At 39.9% G+C, this 15,951-nt stretch carries 17 protein-coding genes and 1 pseudogene; 9 read left to right on the top strand and 9 right to left on the bottom strand.

What is annotated here, in order from left to right; translation table 11 throughout:
• Nucleotides 1-322 (top strand): annotated as a pseudogene (locus tag MHN79_RS16045) (hypothetical protein); the annotation flags it as partial.
• 40 nt (nucleotides 323-362) lie between these two features.
• On the opposite strand, the gene MHN79_RS16040 reads toward MHN79_RS16045, so the two are convergent.
• Both MHN79_RS16040 and MHN79_RS16035 read right to left on the bottom strand, forming a co-directional pair.
• Complete coding sequence (locus MHN79_RS16040) at nucleotides 363-1,523, bottom strand: tetratricopeptide repeat protein (protein WP_239173716.1); 1,161 nt, start codon at nucleotides 1,521-1,523, stop codon at nucleotides 363-365.
• Between the two features lie 267 nt (nucleotides 1,524-1,790).
• A complete protein-coding gene (locus MHN79_RS16035; protein WP_239173715.1) occupies nucleotides 1,791-3,167 on the bottom strand; it encodes an SPFH domain-containing protein in 1,377 nt (458 codons plus the stop codon).
• A gap of 317 nt (nucleotides 3,168-3,484) precedes the next feature.
• Here MHN79_RS16035 and aphA point away from each other — a divergent pair, with 317 nt between their 5' ends.
• Complete coding sequence (gene aphA / locus MHN79_RS16030; protein WP_239173714.1) at nucleotides 3,485-4,174, top strand: acid phosphatase AphA; 690 nt, start codon at nucleotides 3,485-3,487, stop codon at nucleotides 4,172-4,174.
• A 123-nt stretch (nucleotides 4,175-4,297) separates the two neighbouring features.
• On the opposite strand, the gene MHN79_RS16025 is transcribed toward aphA, so the two are convergent.
• The 3 genes from MHN79_RS16025 to MHN79_RS16015 form a co-directional block, all read right to left on the bottom strand.
• On the bottom strand, nucleotides 4,298-4,927 hold the full coding sequence (locus MHN79_RS16025; RefSeq protein WP_239173713.1) for a LysE family translocator: 630 nt from the start codon (nucleotides 4,925-4,927) through the stop codon (nucleotides 4,298-4,300).
• A gap of 172 nt (nucleotides 4,928-5,099) precedes the next feature.
• A complete protein-coding gene (locus MHN79_RS16020; RefSeq protein WP_239173712.1) occupies nucleotides 5,100-5,912 on the bottom strand; it encodes an SDR family oxidoreductase in 813 nt (270 codons plus the stop codon).
• A gap of 51 nt (nucleotides 5,913-5,963) precedes the next feature.
• A complete protein-coding gene (locus tag MHN79_RS16015) occupies nucleotides 5,964-6,320 on the bottom strand; it encodes a MerR family transcriptional regulator (protein ID WP_239173711.1) in 357 nt (118 codons plus the stop codon).
• A gap of 268 nt (nucleotides 6,321-6,588) precedes the next feature.
• On the opposite strand from MHN79_RS16015, the gene MHN79_RS16010 reads away from it, so the two are divergent.
• Nucleotides 6,589-7,038 (top strand): GNAT family N-acetyltransferase, encoded by a 450-nt coding sequence (locus MHN79_RS16010; RefSeq protein ID WP_239173710.1) that lies wholly within the window; start codon nucleotides 6,589-6,591, stop codon nucleotides 7,036-7,038.
• 11 nt (nucleotides 7,039-7,049) lie between these two features.
• On the opposite strand, the gene MHN79_RS16005 is transcribed toward MHN79_RS16010, so the two are convergent.
• Together MHN79_RS16005 and MHN79_RS16000 are read right to left on the bottom strand one after the other, a co-directional pair.
• Nucleotides 7,050-7,199: a hypothetical protein gene (locus tag MHN79_RS16005; protein WP_239173709.1), complete on the bottom strand. Its 150-nt coding sequence runs from the start codon at nucleotides 7,197-7,199 to the stop codon at nucleotides 7,050-7,052.
• Nucleotides 7,200-7,381: 182 nt separating this feature from the next.
• A complete protein-coding gene (locus MHN79_RS16000) occupies nucleotides 7,382-8,101 on the bottom strand; it encodes a transporter substrate-binding domain-containing protein (protein WP_239173708.1) in 720 nt (239 codons plus the stop codon).
• 207 nt (nucleotides 8,102-8,308) lie between these two features.
• On the opposite strand from MHN79_RS16000, the gene MHN79_RS15995 reads away from it, so the two are divergent.
• The 3 genes from MHN79_RS15995 to MHN79_RS15985 all read left to right on the top strand — a co-directional run bounded on the left by MHN79_RS15995 (nucleotide 8,309) and on the right by MHN79_RS15985 (nucleotide 10,057).
• The gene (locus MHN79_RS15995) at nucleotides 8,309-8,854 is read left to right on the top strand and encodes a glutathione peroxidase (RefSeq protein ID WP_239173707.1); all 546 of its coding nucleotides are present in this window, start codon (nucleotides 8,309-8,311) and stop codon (nucleotides 8,852-8,854) included.
• On the top strand, nucleotides 8,851-9,318 hold the full coding sequence (locus tag MHN79_RS15990; RefSeq protein WP_239173706.1) for a DUF3429 domain-containing protein: 468 nt from the start codon (nucleotides 8,851-8,853) through the stop codon (nucleotides 9,316-9,318). The genes MHN79_RS15995 and MHN79_RS15990 overlap by 4 nt, the downstream gene beginning before the upstream one ends.
• A gap of 253 nt (nucleotides 9,319-9,571) precedes the next feature.
• Nucleotides 9,572-10,057: a porin gene (locus tag MHN79_RS15985; protein ID WP_160926429.1), complete on the top strand. Its 486-nt coding sequence runs from the start codon at nucleotides 9,572-9,574 to the stop codon at nucleotides 10,055-10,057.
• Between the two features lie 84 nt (nucleotides 10,058-10,141).
• On the opposite strand, the gene MHN79_RS15980 is transcribed toward MHN79_RS15985, so the two are convergent.
• The gene (locus tag MHN79_RS15980; protein WP_239173705.1) at nucleotides 10,142-11,158 is read right to left on the bottom strand and encodes a bifunctional glycosyltransferase family 2/GtrA family protein; all 1,017 of its coding nucleotides are present in this window, start codon (nucleotides 11,156-11,158) and stop codon (nucleotides 10,142-10,144) included.
• A 431-nt stretch (nucleotides 11,159-11,589) separates the two neighbouring features.
• On the opposite strand from MHN79_RS15980, the gene MHN79_RS15975 reads away from it, so the two are divergent.
• Nucleotides 11,590-12,093, top strand: coding sequence for a Spy/CpxP family protein refolding chaperone (locus tag MHN79_RS15975; protein ID WP_239173704.1), 504 nt, complete (start codon nucleotides 11,590-11,592; stop codon nucleotides 12,091-12,093).
• 89 nt (nucleotides 12,094-12,182) lie between these two features.
• Here MHN79_RS15975 and MHN79_RS15970 read toward each other — a convergent pair whose 3' ends face one another.
• A complete protein-coding gene (locus MHN79_RS15970; RefSeq protein WP_275436490.1) occupies nucleotides 12,183-13,616 on the bottom strand; it encodes a catalase in 1,434 nt (477 codons plus the stop codon).
• Nucleotides 13,617-14,036: 420 nt separating this feature from the next.
• Between MHN79_RS15970 and MHN79_RS20945 the strand changes: the two genes are divergently transcribed.
• Both MHN79_RS20945 and MHN79_RS15965 read left to right on the top strand, forming a co-directional pair.
• Entirely contained in the window at nucleotides 14,037-14,168 is a 132-nt protein-coding gene (locus MHN79_RS20945) for a hypothetical protein (RefSeq protein ID WP_275436471.1), read from the top strand.
• A 70-nt stretch (nucleotides 14,169-14,238) separates the two neighbouring features.
• The gene (locus MHN79_RS15965) at nucleotides 14,239-15,702 is read left to right on the top strand and encodes an aerolysin family beta-barrel pore-forming toxin (protein ID WP_239173702.1); all 1,464 of its coding nucleotides are present in this window, start codon (nucleotides 14,239-14,241) and stop codon (nucleotides 15,700-15,702) included.
• The last annotated feature ends 249 nt before the right edge of the window (nucleotides 15,703-15,951 follow it).

Raw genomic sequence — 15,951 nt, 5'->3', positions numbered from 1 at the left:
AACAGGTCTGCAACTGTACCTTTATTGCGAAAATAAAAAAGGGAAAATTGGCTACTGTACTCAGCCTATCCTTATCCAGCCTACGGGCAAGGTGACACTGAATGGAGAGAAAGATAACGACTATTTCTTTGCTCAACTATTCAATTATATGGATAAAGGCAAAAGGGCGTTAATCACAGGAGAGCACTTTTTGAGAGAGCGACCAAGGACCTATTTTCGCATAGACAAGCGCCCAGAGTCATTTGAAGATCGATTAGACACCATTCTTGAGCTAGAGCATGAACTTCCTCTTATGTACGGCCGAATAAAAGTGCCCAATTGATACATCTAGCTCAATTAGCAGTTACGGACTTTTGAACGCGCTAAGGAATTGCCCCCATCTTATCAAGCTTACGTTGTGCAGTTTCATAACCCTGATCGGCAGCCTTGCGATACCAGTACACTGCTTGGCTGTTATCTTGGGGGACACCTTTCCCTTCTTCGTACAAAACGCCAAGATTAATTTGAGCTCCCGCATACCCTTGCTCAGCTCCTTTTCTATACCAATTCAGCGCTTGTGTATAATCTTGAGGGACACCTCTACCTAGGTAGTACATAACGCCTAGGTTGTTCTGGGCTGTTGCTTCCTCTTGTTCTGCCGCTTTTCTGAACCAATATTTCGCTTTTGAGTAGTCTTGAGGTGTTCCTCTACCCAAATAGTACATAAAGCCAAGATTAGTTTGGCCTGCACCACTTCCTTGCTCAGCAGACTTTCTATACCAATACACTGCTTCTTTATCGTTTGCAGGGACTCCTTTACCTTTCTCATACATAAACCCTAAGTTGTTCTGACCCTCTCGATTTCCTTGCTCAGCAGACTTCCTGTACCAATACACTGCTTCTCTATCGTTTGCAGAGACCCCTTTGCCTTTGTGATACATAAACCCTAAGTCGTTCTGACTTATTGCATCTCCTTGCTCTGCTGCTTTTCTGAACCAATAGAAGGCTTGTGTATCAAACTGAGGAACACCTGTGCCTTCAAAGTACATAGATCCCAAGTTATTTTGGCCTGGTGCATACCCCTGCTCGGCAGCCTTTCTGTACCAGTAAACTGATTGTGTATAGTCTTGAGGAACGTCTTGGCCTTCTTTGTAAATGGTGCCTAAGTTGTTTTGACTTTTCGCGTGTCCCTGTTCGGCCGCTTTTCTGTACCACTTCATCGCTTCTATTCTATTTTTAAAAACGCCTTTCCCTTCATCGATCATCTCCCCCAAGTGAAACTGAGCATCTGCATTTCCCTGCTCAGCAGCCTTGTGATACCAATACATCGCTTGCTTATAATCTTGAACGACGCCATTTCCTTGTTCATACAAAATGCCTAGCTTCAATTGGCCTGTCGGGTCGCCTTGTTTAGCTTGATCCAAATAGACATTAATTTGGGGTTCTTTCCCCGAGTCATGTTGACCTTCGCATCCAAACAAGCCCAAAGAGGCTAATAATAAAATGAATACTCGCATTTCTACCTCGGTTGTATCAGGAGTCATTAATTAACGTTGTGGTTTTCAAAAAACCGATAGCTCGAAGCGGCAGAATCGTTGTAATGGTCTTCGGTAGAAAACAATCATCGACTATAGCCGAGCGAGAAGTGGGTGGCTTTGGCATGATGTTATCTTGGATTGAAAACTCAATCTTGGCCGGTTTATCTGGCTTTTACTTATCTATGTCACGATAGCAAAAAACAGAGGCTGATAACGAGTATCAGCCTTTCCATTGCGTAGGAACCGCAGCCCAAGCTTTTGGTGCGTATGGTCTTATTTCTGTGCGACTTTTTTGGTTTGGTCCATCAAGCCCAATGCGCCAAATCCAGTAATGACATCAAGATTGGTTGTCAGGCCAGCGGCTTCACCACCACCGATGTAGTTTTGTGGCATCTGAACTTGGAAGTTTTGCAAGTTGTTGTACAGTGAATTCGCCACATCTCGGTTCAACTCTGCCAAATACACTTCTCGGTTTGCCCCTAGTGCTGCGTATTTTGCTTTTAAGACCTCGGCTTCTGCGCGACCTTTTTCTCGAATCGCTTTCGCTTCAAATTCTGCAGATAACGCATTGGCTTTTTGAATCGCTAGGTTAGCTTCTGCTATCGCCAATTCCTTTTCTTTTTCCACTTCAGCTAGTCGTTTGGTTTTCTCTACTTCGACGATTTCACGTTCTGCTATTTGGCGCGCAACTTCGACCTCTTTTTGTTGTGCGATGATCGCTAGCTCTTTTCTACGCTGGGCATCTTGTACTTCACGAGTACGCTGGATCTCTTTGCGCAACTGCTCTGTCTCTGCTTGCGCCTTCGAGGTCTCTTGCTCCTGAATGGCACGGATGCGATCCGCAACTAAACGCTTCTTGTCTGCCAGTAGCTGGTCTAGCTGATTCTCAGGCTGCGGGTCACCTATGGTTACCTGCGTCACTTGAATACCGTACTGTTGTAATGGGTTATCCTGACGGATTGGTCGGCCCGTATCATCTTCTACAGGTACAGTCTTCCATACCAATTGATTAGTACGTTGCAGTTGATTTGCGTTTGATTGATCTACGCCTACTGGAGCAAGGTCTAACTCTTCTACTTCTACCTGACGACGTTCGGTTAGGTATATACCTTCACGTAGCTGATCACCCAATTTGGATTTGAACTGGTTTAAACCACCTTGGAAAAACTCTTCACCCGTATATTGAGTTGCAGTAATCACAGTTACGTTACGCGCGTTTTTTACCAGCAATGCGTCAATCAAATTGCTATTATTGCGAAACTCGCGGTGCATCTTCTTGATTGCTGTAGGATCATTGCTGAGCTTGAAACGGAAGGTGACGGGTATTTGACCAATGTAGGTATCGGCAAAGCGAACCTGCACCGCATCAAGACGCTGATAAAAATCTTCACCTTTGTTGTTTCCGAATGACACAGTGATCAATTGGTCATACTTGGTGATTTTGGACAAAAATGGCATGCGAAAATGGATGCCGGGTTCAGTAAATACGTCCAGCTCACCAGTGATGTTGTTTTGATGCACATAGCTATAACCAGCATCGGTCATCAGAACTGAACTATTAATGGTTAAACCTAATGCAAGCAGCGGGATACCAAATACAGCGGCTTTCAATCCTTTATGTAATAACTGACGTCTCTCTTCCACTCTCACTTCTCGTTCCAAATATTAGTTGTAAATATAAGAGACCATTATATCTATTAGTCTTTATTCACACATTAAGCAAAACGACTGATTTCATAGGTATTTTGCATGAATAGGCTGGTTTCTTATTTTTACAACACAATCTGATTTGTTATTACTAATATTTAAAATTAAAAATGCCATTTAATTAAATAAGAACATATTTACGATTGATATCGTAAAGTCTTATACACCATAAACAAAAACTAATTTTGCTCGAATGAATAGCATTACAAAAGGTGTAAGATCGCTAGGTTTAAGCGTACGAACTCTCACTAGGATGAAAAATGAAGACGTCTACCATCATTGCACTTAGCTCACTTTTTTCGGTATCAGTACTTGCCAATACTCCTGCAACCCTTGATATGCATACTCTTTCATCTCAGGCATCAACGCAGTACCCAGATATCAATTGGACCACGGTTGATAAGATTGCATCAGAGCTTCCGAAGCATCCTATAAATGTGGGTTTAGATATTGATGACACTATGCTGTTCTCAAGCCCGGTTTTTTACTACGGTAAACAAAAGTACTCTCCGGATTCCTTTGATTACCTAAAAAACCAAGATTTTTGGAATGAGGCTTCAACGGGGCTTGATCGTTTTTCTATCCCAAAAAAATCAGCGATTGAATTAGTCTCCATGCACTTAAAACATGGTGATACTGTCTACTTCATTACTGGTCGAACCGCTCCAGAGGGGCAAGAGACAGTCACTGAAACCTTGCGTAATATTTTCCCTAAAGAGTACGAGAAGCAAATTAAACCCGTCATTTTCGCAGGTTCGTTAGACAAAGTTCAGCAACTCAAAATGGCAAAAATTGCTCAATACTATGGCGACTCAGACGAAGACATTACCAGTTCTCGTGAGGCTGGTGTAAAAGCGATTCGTTTCCTAAGAGGCGCGCAGACTACCTATACTCCGCTACCTCATGCAGGTAAGTATGGTGAAGAAGTTCTGATTAACTCGAACTACTAAAATTGGTGGGGCGTCATCTAATCTGAACTGAAATCAGAGGTGTTAGCTAGCGCACTATACTTATTGCGCTAGCTTCACATAGGAGACCTTTTGATAACCAATACAAGAGAGGGCAGGTAAGGGTTAGTATTTTTGCTTTAATGCGGCGACAGCAAAACCTGAAGTGATGAAAGTTAAACCTGCTCCTATATTGAGTCCATTCACCACCCGCGGCTTTTTATTAAGCCAACCTGCCAATTTAGATGCAAATATTCCCATCAACGTAAAACCTATCGCTGTTAGAAAAGCAAACCACGCGCCGTAGACGATCATCTGGGTTGTTACTGAACCAAGTTGCGGGTTTACAAATTGTGGTATGAAAGCGAGCACGAACATTCCTGGCTTAGGATTTAGCGATGCGGATAAGAAACCAGTCGTGACAATACTGGTGAGTGGCTGTTTTTCACTGGGGGATAAGTTAATAAGGCTTCGAGACCGTAGTACTTTGATGCCCAGCCAAATAAGGTATCCAGCGCCTACGGTTTTTACAATAATAAATGCTAGCTCTGAAGTTTGTATTAATAGTGTTAATCCAAATGTCGCGGTTAAAACATGGAATAAAATACCGGCCCCAGATGCCAATCCAGACAAGCTTGCAGCAAGTTTACCTTGGCTCAAGCCACGACCAATGGCCAAAATATTATCTGGGCCCGGTGATATAACTAAAACTAAACATGCCAACGTATACGTTATCCAAACTTCTATCGGGAACATGGCCCCTCCTTGAGTATGATTATATTTTTGAGTCGATAGGCTTATATGACTACCAGTTAGCCATCGATAAATATCATGGTAACTACATAACTTACCATATAAAACTATTTAACAAGGCAAAGATATAAGCTGTCTCGAACTTTGGAATAGCGGTATTTGTTGGTATTCCTAGCTATCTCTTAATTAGGCCGCCATCGACAGGGATCTCGCTGCCTGTTATATACGATGATGCGGAAGAAAAAAGAAATATCGCCACGTTCGCAATTTCGTGAGCGGAAGCTGCTCTGCCCAGTGGCAGTTGTTCGACAATGCTTTTTTCAAATTCAACTTGTTCCTCGATAGACAAGAAGCGCCTTAAGTTAGTGACAACAGGACCTAGGGCTAAACTATTGACCCTTATTCCTCTATGGGCGAGTTCATTACTCCACACTCTAATGACAGCAGAAAGAGCCCCTTTGGACGCGGTATATAACGAGGTCAGCTTTGCACCCTCGTAAACAGAGCTAGAGCTCGTGACAATGACAGATGCATTGTCCTTCAAGTATGCACTTAGTGATGCCAGTTGTAAAAGTGGGCCTCTTATATTTATATCCATGATCTTGCTGTAGTTTTCTGCATTCACATGTTGTAAACCGTCTAGTTCAGCGATAGCAGCATTGAGCCATAATCCATCTAGCATGCCATGTTGTTCCACCGCTTGTGCAAGCTCATTACCAGATTCAGGACTTGAAGAATCAATATCTAAAGGAGTAATCCAAGAGCCAAATCTATTTGATAGCGCATTCAATTTTTCTCTGTTGCGTCCAGTAATAATAACCCGAGCCCCCAGTCGTATCAGCTCTTCTGCTGTAGCTAAGCCAATACCACTCGTCCCGCCTGTGATTAGATATAGCTTATCGTTGAAATCATAGAGACTTGAAAGATAGGAAAGGTTGTCCTTTCGCTCGTTATGCAGTGTTAAAGATAAAGGTTTAGTATTCAACATAGTTTCTCCTTGAAATGAGAAACAAGGTTAACGGTTAGAGTAAACTCTAAGTCAACATACTTTACCACTTTTGTATAAGTTAATTTTGTAATCTAAGGCTTTGAGGTGATCTTCTAGTAAGCTTATTTGTTTAATAAGCCCCTCTCTGTGCTTTGATAGAATATTCTCTCTATCTGCGAGCGTGTCTGAGCCACCATCGGATAGTCTAGCGTATTCTACTATTTCATTGAGTTGCATTCCTGTTTCTTTAAGACGTTTTACAAATGTTACCCAAGCAACATCATGGCTTGTGTAGTGCCTATGTCCACTGGCGTTTCTGTTGATATTTTTTAGTAAGCCTATCTTTTCATAATATCGAAGAGTATGAGAAGACAAACCTACTTTTTTAGAGAACTCTTTCATGTTCATATATTGCTCCTAGGTATTATTTTTTCCAACAATTCTAGCCACATTTGGAGGTTTCTACGACAATAAACCGTATGAATTTAAATTGAATAAACGAAAAAATTTAAGACAACACTTTTGACAAGGCACTGAAGTGAAGCAAATATCTGATTTTATTGATCAATGCACCAGAAATTCCATGGTTTATATGCATACTAGTGATATTTTCTAACTGTATTTTAAATCATAATTTGGGATTAAAAGCAGTACTTATTTTTTCAAGAGTATATACATGGAAGAAATTCATAGTTGGCATAATGGTGATTTTCACCTGACGACGGATAAGTCAAAATTCAATCTTGACGATATTTTTCAGTACCTAACTAATTCGACGTGGGCAAAGGGCATAGACAAAAAAACGGTAGTAGGTTCAATAGAGTCTAGCCTTTGTTTCGGATTATTTTATAAAGATATTCAGATAGGATTTGCTCGATTTATTACAGATCATTTTACCTTTGGATATTTATGTGATGTATATGTTGTTGACGAATGGAAGGAGAAGAAGTTAGGTAGTTGGATGATGAGTTGTTGTCATAAGCATCCTTCTATTAAGAAGCTACGGAGAATTATTCTAGTCACTTCTACTGCGGGATGGTTATACGAAAAACATAATTACACACCTGTAAATGAACCAGATTATATTTGGCAAATATTCAGGCCGAAAATATATCACAATGAATAATATACCTGTGTCTAATCTGCTTTGCTTTTGGTGACCACGTCTGATTCGAGCTCAACCACGGGATAAGCTTTGCCATCAAGATAAACATTAGTTGGGGCAAAGCTTGCTTGTGCAGAGAATGAACATGCTGCAAGTAATAAAGATAAGTTAATAATTTTCATAATAGATACCTTATTTATAGGAGGAAGAATAATTATTTATATCTATTACTTAAACAATATTTATAACTCTTGTTTGTGAGTAAATAATCCATAATGTGTAATGATTAAAATTAACATTTCAGATATTAATATATTGGATCACATAAAAATATATTGAAAAAATAGGAGCGGTTATTTTTAATTTATGGTTTGGCTGTCTTGCAGGGTTTGTTGGATATTAGAGCCTGATTAAAATTTGCCATGATTGATTTTGAGAGGGCATTGTTTTTACTGAGAGCAAGGTACAGTGGTAAAACATCGACCGCCTGTTCTGATACATGAAACTGGTTTCTATCGAATGATCGCTGTTTTATGTTCCAATTAAAAACTTCTTCATCCATGAGCACAGCGTCAACACGATTTTTCAGCAAAAATTCAATATTTTCGTTAGCAGATTTGGTCTGAAAAAAGTTCACATGCTTGTTGCTAATGTTTCGCCCGTATGCATAACCGGAGACAACCGCTATGCTAATCGTGCGCTCTTGTTGTAAATCTTGATATTGGACTGGCGAGCTTTTCAAGCTGATGAGCTTTATCTGATTGGTGTAGTAGGGCTCGCTAAAGTAGAAATCTTTTTCTCTTTGCGATGTTTTCCAAGCGCCTAGTATCACATCAACTTCACCTGACTTTGCCATCTTGTAGGCGCGATTCCAAGGTAATATTTCCACCGCGAGTTCCATCTGTGCTGCGCAAAAAATTTCATCAACTTGCCGGTGTAGCTTGCCTTTGTTCATCGTATCTTTATGAAAATAAGGTGGCCATTCATCTTGAACCCCTTTGACGATTAGAGAAGAAGCACTTGGAGATAGTGTTAGGGTAAGTACAAGACACAGTGATGAATATTTACGCTTCCTCTGCACCATTTCAGACTCTTGTTGATATCGAATTATCTTACATTATAGCTAAGTAGACCATGTTATTTAGACCAATCGGTAATTGATAGGTTTCGTTTTCAACCGATTTGTATTTGCAGATCTCGCTATCAGAATGAGCAATGATACGAGCCGAAGTGATCGTTTTATTTGGCGCTATAGTAGTAATATTAAAAATCACTCACATAAGTTAACCCTATGAAATATCCGATCCTTTGTTGCATAAGTTTACTTGGCAGCTTGATGGCTTTTGCTTCCTCTGCAGCCACATGTCCAGAAATATTGAATAGCAAACAACGCCTGCTGAACTCGACTGAAAACATCGAGTTGTGTGAAGCGTTTCAAGGCAAAACTCTTTTAGTGGTCAATACGGCAAGTCAATGTGGTTATACCTCTCAGTTTGAAGAGCTTGAAGAGTTATTTCAGACATACAAAGATAAGGGCTTTACTGTCATTGGTTTTCCAAGCAATGATTTTCGCCAAGATAGGGGAAGCGAAGAGCAATCTGCTAAGGTATGTTACCTCGATTACGGCGTCACGTTTCCGATGATGGCGCGTTCTTCTTTAACAGGCAGTAGCGCCAATCCGGTCTTTACCCAAATACAATCTCAAGCTGGCGTGAAGCCCAAATGGAATTTCTATAAATTCCTCATTAATAAACAGGGCAACGTGGTGGCGACCTTCCCTAGTTCGACATCGCCGGTGAGCTCGACTCTTAAAAATGCTATCGAGCAGCAATTATGAAGCCTAATTATGTAGTAAGTACTCACACTAGAGAGACCATGACTAAGCTTGGTTATATGGGCCTGATCCCTTTTGTGGCTGGGTTGTTTGTATCTCTGACAGGTAGCACACTGTTTGGGCTTAGTGGTGAGGCACTTTTTATCACCTACAGTGTTGTGATTTTAAGTTTTTTGTCGGGCATCTTATGGGGCAGTGGCATCGAAAACTTTGAAAATCCATGGAGCAATAAAGCGCTAGTTTTGAGTAATGTGATCGTATTAGCAGCTTGGTTGTCTGTCTTGGTTGGAGAGAACAATGAGTTAGTTAGTTTACCGATTTTACTTATGGGGTATATTGCTGTTTGGCGGGCTGAAAAGTTAATGCGTACAGAAAACCAGAGTGCAGGGCCAGAAGGTTATTTTGATATGCGGACAAGGCTTACATCCAGCGTTGTTTTGATGCATGGGATAGTGCTGTTGACTTAGGCTCTTCAAGATAGGGTGGATCATTTGTTGTGCACCTGACAGCTATGATTGGGGGGGATATTTTTACTCATAGTATGGTAAAGGAGGTTAATACCTTAACCATATTTATAGGTTAACCCGTCATGTATTTTTCTGAAAAATCCTTATATTTTAATATATTACTTTTATTTGACATATGTACAACGCGCTATGCATATAGTATTTTGACATTTTTATTCTTAAGCAATGTAAGAAAGTCCATTAAAGGTGTTAAATGAAAAATACAATTATAGCGCTAGCGTTAATCGGTGTATCGGCGTCTGCTTCTGCCGACTCTTGGTTATACGGAGGGGCATCTATTGGTCAATCTGACCTTAACTCGGAAGATACCACTACATACTCAGTTCATGTAGGGACTGGCATCTTACCTTTTATCGGTGTTGAAGCGGGTTACAACAATTTTGGTGAGTTTGATTTTGGTAATGGTAAGGTTGAAGCTTCATCATTTTACGCTGCGCTCAAGCCGAGTATTAACTTTGGCCCTTTACAGGTATATGCAAAAGCAGGAGCTCACTATTGGGAGCAAGATTCAAGCACCATTAGCTACAAAGATGAAGACGATTTAGACTTTATGTGGGGAGTCGGTGCTGATTACGCCATATTTGGTCCTATATCTCTTGGTGCGAACTATATGAACTACTCAGTTGGTAATAATGATATTGATACAGTGTCACTGACAGTATCTTTTAACTTCTTATAAGTTAAATTTTGGTTTATATTAAATTGTATCCTGCCTCATAATAGGCAGGATAGTTTATAGATACTTGAAGTATTATATGGATAGTTAATTTTTACGAAACACAAAAAACCTCTGAATGAAGAAGCTGGAAATAAATAGTAAGCATTCTGCTATGAGTTTCGCATACATGGTTGAAATGTCACACCCTATGAGTGATTGTGTTAATATCATGGATGAAATCAGGAGTATAATCGCTAGAAAAACATATTTTACTATTGAATGATAACCTTCCCCATCTGATTTAAAAACAATCCGTTTTGACATTGTGTAGTTGTAAAAAGCAGAACATACTCTTGCGACAATAAAAGATTTCATCGTTGAGTCAGTAGACAATAAGATGAGGTAAAAAATTAGGTAGTCTATCAATGCACTTGATATTGAAATGCCAGTAAAACGCAAAAAGGTCCAGTAAATTTTTATCGAGTCTCTAAATGGATTAAAGTGGGATGAGCTATTATCGTCAATATATATAGTTTCAATATCGATTTGTTTTATCATGCATTTCTCACGAGTAGCCAAGAGCAACATTTCTGTTTCAAACTCATAACCATTAGATTCAATCGACAAACACTTATTGGCAAGATCAGTTGATAGGTATCTAAGTCCTGTTTGAGTATCGGTAATAGGAATTTTGGTCACGAGTTGGAAGATTTTTTCCGTGATCGCATTACCTATTCTACTTCTAAATGGCACTTTGCCATTAAAAGCACGAGCACCGAGTAATAGACTATTGCTTTGACCACATTGGTACCTTGACTCGTTTAAAGTTCGTATGATGTCTTGTGGTGAATGTTGTCCATCTGCATCTGCGGTGATGATGCCAGTAACTTCTGGCATCGTATTAATAATGTAGGAGAAACCTGTTTTTAGCGCTTGGCCTTTACCCAAGTTTGACTTGTGGTTAAGGATAACGAGCTGGCTAAGGCTTTTTAACTGTTTGAATATATAGTTACATTTATCACTTGATCCGTCATTTACCACCACAATAGAACAGCGACATAGTGTTTTTATTTCTGAAACCAGGTGTATAATGGCATCACTTGGGTTATATGCCGGTATCAATATTACCTTTTCATTTGAAATTATAATAATAGCCTCTCTATTATTTATAAGTGATGTTTATGCGGATTGATTTTATCTACATTTTTTTAAAAAAACTCTTAAAATCCGATTAATGATTATTTACTTATGGTTTAAAACCATAATAAAACAAAATGATATATTTCAATATTTAAATCATAGGTAAAGTTAAAACTTGATCCGGTAATCTATCTTAAATAAACATACAGAACTGATAAGACTATTTTGTCAAAGTTATGTTTTTAAAAGCATATGGTAAGTATAGAAATGTAGTAACTAGGTAAATTTTTAATATAGATAGGAACTTTTACTATGAATGCATTGTCTAGAGAGTTCATAGTATTATTTTGACTAGTTAGGCTTATTTTTATTTGCCATATCTATTTGTCTTTTTTATTTATTTGTGAGGATATATGAAACATTATTTAATTGCTGCGGTATTGACCTTTGCGAGCTTACCCACTTTTGCTGATAATAATCAACCCGATACTGTTAAGTTAAGCCAGCAAGCGAATCAGACTGTGAAAACAGCGAAAGTCGCACCACCAAAGCCTTTTGGTTTGGAGAGTATTACGCCGGAACAAGAAAGCAAAATTAGACAGATACAAATTGATCTACAAACTAAAACTCAAGCTTTAAACCCGAGTCAGGAGAAAATGGCCAAGGAAGTAGAGCAGTGGACCAAGTTGGTGCAAAACGAGAAGTTTGATGAAGAACAAGTAAAGCAAATCCTTCGTGGTTACAACGAAAAGCAACTTGATATTCAGGTGATGAAAATTAAAGCAGAGCATGATATGTATCAGGTGCTCACTCCTGAGCAGAAAAACACTCTAGCTGAACGCCGTAAGAAGCAACAAGAACAAATGAAATTAATCATGCAGAAGGCACAAGAAAAAGCAAAGGCGCAAAATAAGTAGTGCTTTATTAGACCTTTTTGTTCGACGTTCGCTTGCTTATAACAGCAAGCGAACGTTTTATAGGAATTTACTATTTATATAGCACAGTTTTACTCAAGGCCTAACGCGGCTCTGAGTCCTTTCCCATAATCTTCGTCAGCTTGGAAAGCGTGATTGATGTGGCGTTCTTGAATTTCCCTTGGCACCCCTTGCATAGCGCGAGCCGTATTATCAAACAATGCTTGGCGCTGTTCGTTATTCATTAGACGGAATAAATCACCAGCTTGGCTAAAGTAATCTTCATCGACTCTGTGATCATAATGATCCGCGTCTCCATTTATACGCAGTGGTGGTTCTGAAAAATCAGGCTGTTCGTCCCACTCTTGTTTTGAGTTTGGTTGATAACCTATAGTAGACCCATAGTTACCATCCACTCGCATTGCCCCATCACGATGATAGCTGTGAACTGGACATTTAGGTGCATTGACAGGGATTTGGTGGTGATTGACGCCAAGACGATAGCGCTGCGCATCGCCATAGGCAAACAAGCGTCCTTGTAGCATCTTGTCTGGTGAGAAACTAATTCCTGGGACGACGGCTGCTGGATTAAAGGCAGATTGTTCAACTTCTGCATGGAAGTTTTCTGGGTTGCGGTTTAGCTCAAACTCACCGACAGGTATCAGCGGGTAATCCTTTTGTGACCATATTTTAGTTAAATCGAATGGATTAAAGTGAACCTTATCTGCCTCGAGTTCTGGCATGATCTGTACATACATCTTCCATTTAGGAAAGTTTTTATTTTCAATGGCTTGATATAGATCTCTATGGTGGCTTTCCCGATCCTTGCCTATTATTTCAGCGGCCTCTTGGTCAGTTAGGTTCTTAATACCTTGTTGAGTTTTGAAATGAAACTTAACCCAATAGCGCTCTTTATCGACATTGATGAAGCTAAAGGTGTGACTGCCAAAACCATGCATGTGACGGTAAGATGCAGGAATACCGCGATCACTCATAACAATAGTGACTTGGTGAAAGGCTTCTGGAAGTGATGTCCAAAAGTCCCAGTTGTTGATGGCACTTCGCATATTGGTGCGAGGGTCTCGTTTCACCGCATGGTTTAGGTCAGGGAACTTTAGTGGATCGCGCAGAAAAAATATCGGTGTGTTATTACCAACTAAATCCCAGTTTCCTTCCTCGGTATAAAATTTGAGCGCAAAGCCTCTAATGTCGCGCTCTGCATCTGCAGCGCCTCGCTCACCCGCAACTGTGGTAAATCGAGCAAATAACTCGGTCTTTTTGCCGATTTCTGAGAAGATCTTTGCTCGCGTGTATTTTGTAATATCATGAGTAACGGTAAAAGTACCATAAGCGCCAGAGCCTTTGGCATGCATACGTCTTTCAGGTATCACTTCGCGATCAAAGTGAGCCAATTTTTCAAGAAACCATACATCCTGAAGTAGTTGTGGACCCCGTGGCCCAGCTGTCATTACATTTTGGTTATTGCTGACAGGGCAGCCTGCAGCAGTAGTTAGCTTTTTAGTCATCATCTCTTCCACATTAGTTTCAGTATTAAGGTCAAGTCGCCTTATTTGAACTGCTTTGCCATGGGGCAGTGCTCCATGTATATCTCTGATTCAAACGTGATTAAAGATAAAATTATTAATAATGGAATAAGTAATACTTATAGACTGGATAGCAAACTATATAGCTTTGAATTATCGTTTAACGTAATATCTGTGATGTTTCATAATAATGTATTGGGTGTTTGTTATTGTGATAATCATCCAAAATGAATCTGGGTGAATAATCGTATTTGTGATGTAAATCTAACTTCATGTTTTTCATGGTTTCAGCTTGTTGCATAATCCTTTAGATTTTCGACCTCTAATTAACAAGGTGTTAACAATAGGTTCCGATATATAAAACTCCAACCTATCGTGACGCTTTATATATAAGGTCATACAATGTCTAAAAAGCTAATTTTATCTCTTGCTATTCTTTTCTCTTCTGCCACTTCGACTGCTGCTGGTCTTTGCCCTGATGGTGAATTCCCTTTTTGTGATGGATTTGGCACCTGCTTTTGTTCACCTCTTTAATGTCACGAGCATAGATTAAGTAACGCCGCATCTGGCATGGTCTCGTAACAGCTTCAATGGAATATAATTTATGAGTGACTATTCATTGAGAGTGTTCTTGTGTGTGATAGGGTTAAGTTTCTTTACCCATCACAATGCTTTGGCAAATACACCTAGTCGGTACATAGAACTAGAAGATATTAAGCTGCAAAGGAAACCATGTCAGAGCGGCTATGAACCAATAAGTTTAAGCACGGCGATGATGTATCAACAAAGATTGGCTGCAAAAATGGGGGAGTGGCAGCTGACAAATATTGAAAATGGCTTGATCATCATGGGCCCTGGTCATAAAGGAAATATCAAAATTGCTAACCGGCTGGCTTATACAAGCTGGTGTATCGAATCTGATAAGAAAAATACCTACCAAGCTGACGTATCTTTACCCCTGACACTAAAAGCACCGAACAGACAGAAACTAGAATGGCTTATGGTGAATTCAAAAGAATTTTACGAGCCATTAGCCGAGCTTGCTAACCTACTTGGTTATGCTTGGAGTGGTGGAGTCGATGGAAGGCAAAGTGGAGAGGATATGGTCACTTCTGTTTATGATAGAGGAGTGTACCAAATTAAATCTGATGCGATTGGGTTTGGAATGCCGTGTTATGGCTATCGCTGCGATGATAGGTTAGTCATCGACATCACTAATCTCAGTTATCAGCTTTTACCCAGTACTGTAGCTCAAAGAGATAGCACGGACGAAGCCCAAGAAATATTGGGGGTTAGGCGAGCCTCAGTCACTAATGAATCTGATATAAATCAACAATATCGAGTGACATTTTCCTATAAAAAGCAAACCAGCTGGAAGTTCAAAAGTTCGATCAACTTTGAGCAAGCGGTATCGGTTAAAAGTGATTTTACATTGCCATTTATTGGAGAGAGTGAAGTTGAGGTGTCTTTTTCTGCAGGGCAAAGTTGGGGAGAGGAAAACTCAGGTGCTGCCAGTGAATTGGTCACTGACACCATAGTGGTTAATGTCCCACCAAAGCGCAGACAAGAAGTACTGATGACTATATACAAAACGTCAAAAGTATACCCATATAAGGGACAAGCAAGGGTCAGTTATGATCTTGGTTTGTATGGATTCCTTTCTTACTCAGGTAATGCTGATATTGAGCACCCAGTCAATCGACCCCACAAATACTACCAGTGGGAGATTGGAAGGAAAACTTCAGGTGGTAATAACCTTGGCGATCAGTTTGAAAATCGAAATCTACCACTTCAAGATCATACATGGGATTGGCCGTGGGTTGTTAATTCATTTGGTTTGCCTTATACACAAGCGGTTATTGATGCTATTGAACGGCCGATAGTGACAGAAGTGGGTGGTGATCTTTCTTTGCAGAGCGTTTACGGAGCTGATGTTTATTACGGTGAGACGGAAGAACTCGAAAGTTTGAATCGTGTCAGGCGATCTCTTGATAACTCGTCGGAGTGGAAAGTCATCAACACTTTTGATGCACTGCCTTATGTAAGCGTAAAGGTGGAAAGGCTGTAGTTAAACTGAATGCTTGAGGGAGTACTATCTCTTGCTTTACGTTACTTAACCTCAAATATGGGCAAGTCGACAGATCAGAAAAAGCGGCAATTTAATGACTGTTATCAGCGTCGCTTTTTTGGCAAATCAATCATTATGCCGTTATCTCCTTTCATAACTTTATGACTAATATGAAGATTAATCGGACCGCGACCTCTGTGGCACAGGATATGCTTCTCTGGCGATATGAGAAGTACTGGAGTCACAAAC

It is taken from the genome of Vibrio sp. Of14-4, assembly GCF_022347625.1.
Taxonomy (GTDB): domain Bacteria; phylum Pseudomonadota; class Gammaproteobacteria; order Enterobacterales; family Vibrionaceae; genus Vibrio; species Vibrio pristinus.
The sequence above is the reverse complement of the archived record's forward strand: the minus strand, read 5'-3'. Positions and strand labels throughout refer to the sequence as shown.

Excerpts from the sequence above, each read along its gene's own strand:
- MHN79_RS16020 (WP_239173712.1), bottom strand. The coding sequence starts at position 5,912 with ATGTTGAATACTAAACCTTTATCTTTAACACTGCATAACGAGCGAAAG.
- MHN79_RS15970 (WP_275436490.1), bottom strand. The coding sequence starts at position 13,616 with ATGACTAAAAAGCTAACTACTGCTGCAGGCTGCCCTGTCAGCAATAAC.
- MHN79_RS15995 (WP_239173707.1), top strand. The coding sequence starts at position 8,309 with ATGAAATATCCGATCCTTTGTTGCATAAGTTTACTTGGCAGCTTGATG.
- MHN79_RS16005 (WP_239173709.1), bottom strand. The coding sequence starts at position 7,199 with ATGAAAATTATTAACTTATCTTTATTACTTGCAGCATGTTCATTCTCT.
- MHN79_RS15990 (WP_239173706.1), top strand. The coding sequence starts at position 8,851 with ATGAAGCCTAATTATGTAGTAAGTACTCACACTAGAGAGACCATGACT.
- MHN79_RS15965 (WP_239173702.1), top strand. The coding sequence starts at position 14,239 with ATGAGTGACTATTCATTGAGAGTGTTCTTGTGTGTGATAGGGTTAAGT.
- aphA (WP_239173714.1), top strand. The coding sequence starts at position 3,485 with ATGAAGACGTCTACCATCATTGCACTTAGCTCACTTTTTTCGGTATCA.
- MHN79_RS16010 (WP_239173710.1), top strand. The coding sequence starts at position 6,589 with ATGGAAGAAATTCATAGTTGGCATAATGGTGATTTTCACCTGACGACG.
- MHN79_RS16025 (WP_239173713.1), bottom strand. The coding sequence starts at position 4,927 with ATGTTCCCGATAGAAGTTTGGATAACGTATACGTTGGCATGTTTAGTT.
- MHN79_RS16000 (WP_239173708.1), bottom strand. The coding sequence starts at position 8,101 with ATGGTGCAGAGGAAGCGTAAATATTCATCACTGTGTCTTGTACTTACC.
- MHN79_RS15985 (WP_160926429.1), top strand. The coding sequence starts at position 9,572 with ATGAAAAATACAATTATAGCGCTAGCGTTAATCGGTGTATCGGCGTCT.
- MHN79_RS20945 (WP_275436471.1), top strand. The coding sequence starts at position 14,037 with ATGTCTAAAAAGCTAATTTTATCTCTTGCTATTCTTTTCTCTTCTGCC.
- MHN79_RS15975 (WP_239173704.1), top strand. The coding sequence starts at position 11,590 with ATGAAACATTATTTAATTGCTGCGGTATTGACCTTTGCGAGCTTACCC.
- MHN79_RS16040 (WP_239173716.1), bottom strand. The coding sequence starts at position 1,523 with ATGACTCCTGATACAACCGAGGTAGAAATGCGAGTATTCATTTTATTA.
- MHN79_RS16015 (WP_239173711.1), bottom strand. The coding sequence starts at position 6,320 with ATGAACATGAAAGAGTTCTCTAAAAAAGTAGGTTTGTCTTCTCATACT.